This window comes from Streptomyces sp. FH025, assembly GCF_017427025.1.
GTDB lineage: Bacteria > Actinomycetota > Actinomycetes > Streptomycetales > Streptomycetaceae > Kitasatospora.
The window spans coordinates 1-2,631 of sequence record NZ_JAFLNG010000896.1 but is presented as its reverse complement, the minus strand read 5'-3'; the positions used below and the strand labels follow the sequence as shown (position 1 = coordinate 2,631).

Annotated in this window: 2 protein-coding genes and 1 pseudogene; all 3 read right to left on the bottom strand. The window is 75.2% G+C overall.

Annotated elements, in window-relative coordinates; all coding sequences use genetic code 11:
* Positions 1-1,201, bottom strand: a 1,201-nt coding sequence (locus J0670_RS35385) for a styrene monooxygenase/indole monooxygenase family protein (RefSeq protein WP_207816672.1), incomplete at its 3' end; no start/stop codon positions are given.
* 64 nt (positions 1,202-1,265) lie between these two features.
* Entirely contained in the window at positions 1,266-2,015 is a 750-nt protein-coding gene (locus J0670_RS35380) for a thioesterase II family protein (protein WP_207816671.1), read from the bottom strand.
* Positions 2,016-2,162: 147 nt separating this feature from the next.
* Positions 2,163-2,631, bottom strand: a pseudogene (locus J0670_RS35375) (ATP/GTP-binding protein); the annotation flags it as partial.

The window sequence follows — 2,631 nt, the reverse complement described above, 5'->3', positions numbered from 1 at the left end:
CGGGCGCGGCCAGCCAGGCGGCGTGGTCGCTCGGCTCGGCGTAGGTGTTGGCGAGCCGACGGGCGACCTCCGGGTGTTCGGCGGCGGCCGCGAAGACGCCCTGGAGGTGGTCCGGCACGGTCAGCATCGTCGTGGTGAACTCGACGGTGTGACGGGCGTGTTGCTGCCAGAAGCGCTCAGCGGTGCGGCACATCCAGTCCGCCGTGAACGGCGCGTCGCCGTGCTCGACCACCGCCCGCCGACAGGCCTCCGCCGCGCGGGCCGCGCTGTTGGCGCCCTGACCGGTGATCGGGTCGTTCACCACCACGGCGTCGCCGAGGCCCAGGACGTGGACGGCGTCGACGCCCGAGCCCAGCTCGGCCACCGGGCGGCGGACCGTCGGAGTCACCGCGCCCCACAGCCCGGCCCCGGCGTCGGTCGGCTCGGCCTCCCGCCAGAGCTCCGCCTCCCAGGGCAGGTACTCGGTCAACAGCTCGCGGATCCGGGCGAGTTGGACATCGGCGGCCGGCCGGTCGCCGAACGCGTCCAGCGGGCCGCCGGGCTGCGCCTCCCACAGCAGGACGTCGCACGGGCCGGACAGGGTGAGCGCCGGTTGCAGGTAGAGCTCGCCCAGACCGGGCAGGGCGTGCATCCGCGCCCGGGGCCCGGCGGTCGGGTCCGGCGAGCCGACGCCGTGCGCGTACAGGCAGGACAGCGTGCGCTGCGGCCGGTCGAAGGGCGAACGGGCCGCGTCGCGTTCGAAGATCCCGGCCAGCTCGCCGCGCCCGGCCGCGACCACGGTCAGTTCGTGCCGCCGGGCCAACTCGCGCAGCCCGTCCCGGTCCAGCGACCGGTACTCGACCCGGCCGCCGCGCTCCTCCAGCAGCTCCAGCCAGCGGGCCAGCTTGATCCGCTGGTCCACCGACCGGGCGGGCTCGTCCGGGGACATGGTGAACTCCAGGGCCCGTACGGCCGGCGGAACCACGAGCACCGCGTCCACCGAGGGGACGGCCGGGGCTTCGTCCGCCCACAGGTCCAGCCCGGCCGCCGCCTCGATCCGCTGCGCCGGGCCGAACATCGCCTGGGTGGACAGCACCCGCCCACCGCGCACCTGCTCCGGCGTCCGCTCGGCGACCAGGGTCACCTGGTACCCGTCGGCCACCAGCCCGAGCGCGAGTTGCAGGCCGGCCTGGCCCGCTCCGACGACGGCGATCCGGCGCAAGGCTGCCTCCCGAGGCTCCGGTGACACGGCTGACGTGTCGTCACCCAGGCACCCTAACGCCTGTCTAGCGCAGGTGCGCCGTCAGCAGCCGGGTCAGCGCCTCGACCTGCTCCGCCACGTAGAAGTGCCCACCGGGGAAGACCCGCAGGTCGAAGCCGCCGGTGGTGTGCCGCTCCCACAGGGCGACCTGCTCGGCCGTGGCGTTGTCGTCGGTCTCCCCCACCAGGCCGATGATCGGCTGCGGCACGACGTGGTCCGGGGAGGCTCGGTAGGTCTCGATGGCGGTGTAGTCGGCCCGCAGCGCCGGGATGATCAGCTCGCGCAGGGCGGGGACGTCGAGGATCCGCTGGTCCGTCCCGCCGAGCCGGACGATCTCCGCGATCATGCCGTCGTCCGAGAGCTTGTGCACATGGGTGTCCCGGGGCAGCGAGGGTGCGCGGCCTGCCGAGACGAACAGCCGCTCGGGCCCCGCCAGGCCGTCCCGGGCGAAGCACCGGGCCACCTCGAAGGCGACGGCCGCGCCCATGCTGTGCCCGAAGAAGGTCAGCGGCAGGCCCGTCCACTCCTTCAGCTCCTGGTAGAGCCGCTCGGCGAGCTCCGGCACCGAGTCGATCGTCGGTTCCGCGTACCGGTTCTGCCGGCCCGGGTACTGGACGGCGAGCACATCGGCGTACGGGGCGAGCGCGTTGGCGTGCTCCAGGTAGTAGCTGGCCGAGCCGCCGGCGTGCGGGAAGATCACGATCCGGGCGGGTGCGGAGTCGGACGGGTTGAACCGGCGAAACCACGGGTTGTCGACGGCGGCGCTGCTGGGCATGCGGGTGTGACCTCTCTCCGTGACGAACTCTGCCGCCCCCAGTCTCGCAGTGCTTCCGCGGTCCCGGGGCCGACGCCCGTGTGCTACCCCGATCACGCGCCCCGGTCACGTGAGTCGCGTCACCTCTCCCGGTCTCCTCCGCCCCCGTCAGCCCGGTTCACCCACGGTCGACGGCCCTCGCCCGACGCCGAAGCGGACGGCCTCCGCCCGGGAGCGGGAGGCGGCGTCGAGCAGCAGCACGGACGCCGCCTCCGGCACCGGCGACGGCCCGCCGCACCGCACGTACCGGGTGAGGGCCGCCAACAGGCGCCCCAGGCCTCGGCGGTGACGCGCGAACACCCGGGCGGAGGCGCGGCGCCCGCGCGCCCGCTGCCCGTCGAGGGCGGTGGCGGCGCCGACGTCCAGCAGCACCAGGTGCAGCTCCCGGCCCTGCCGCCCGGCCTCGCGGGCGAGCCAACGGCGCATCCAGGCACGGCTGCCGCAGTCGTGCACCAGCAGCGGCCCGCCGCGCCGCACCGAGCGGCGCAGCAGCCGGAAGTGCTCCAGCCGCGCCCAGGGCCGGTACACCGCGTACGGCAGGCTCGCGGGCATCACCGCCGCGCAGGCCTCGTGCACC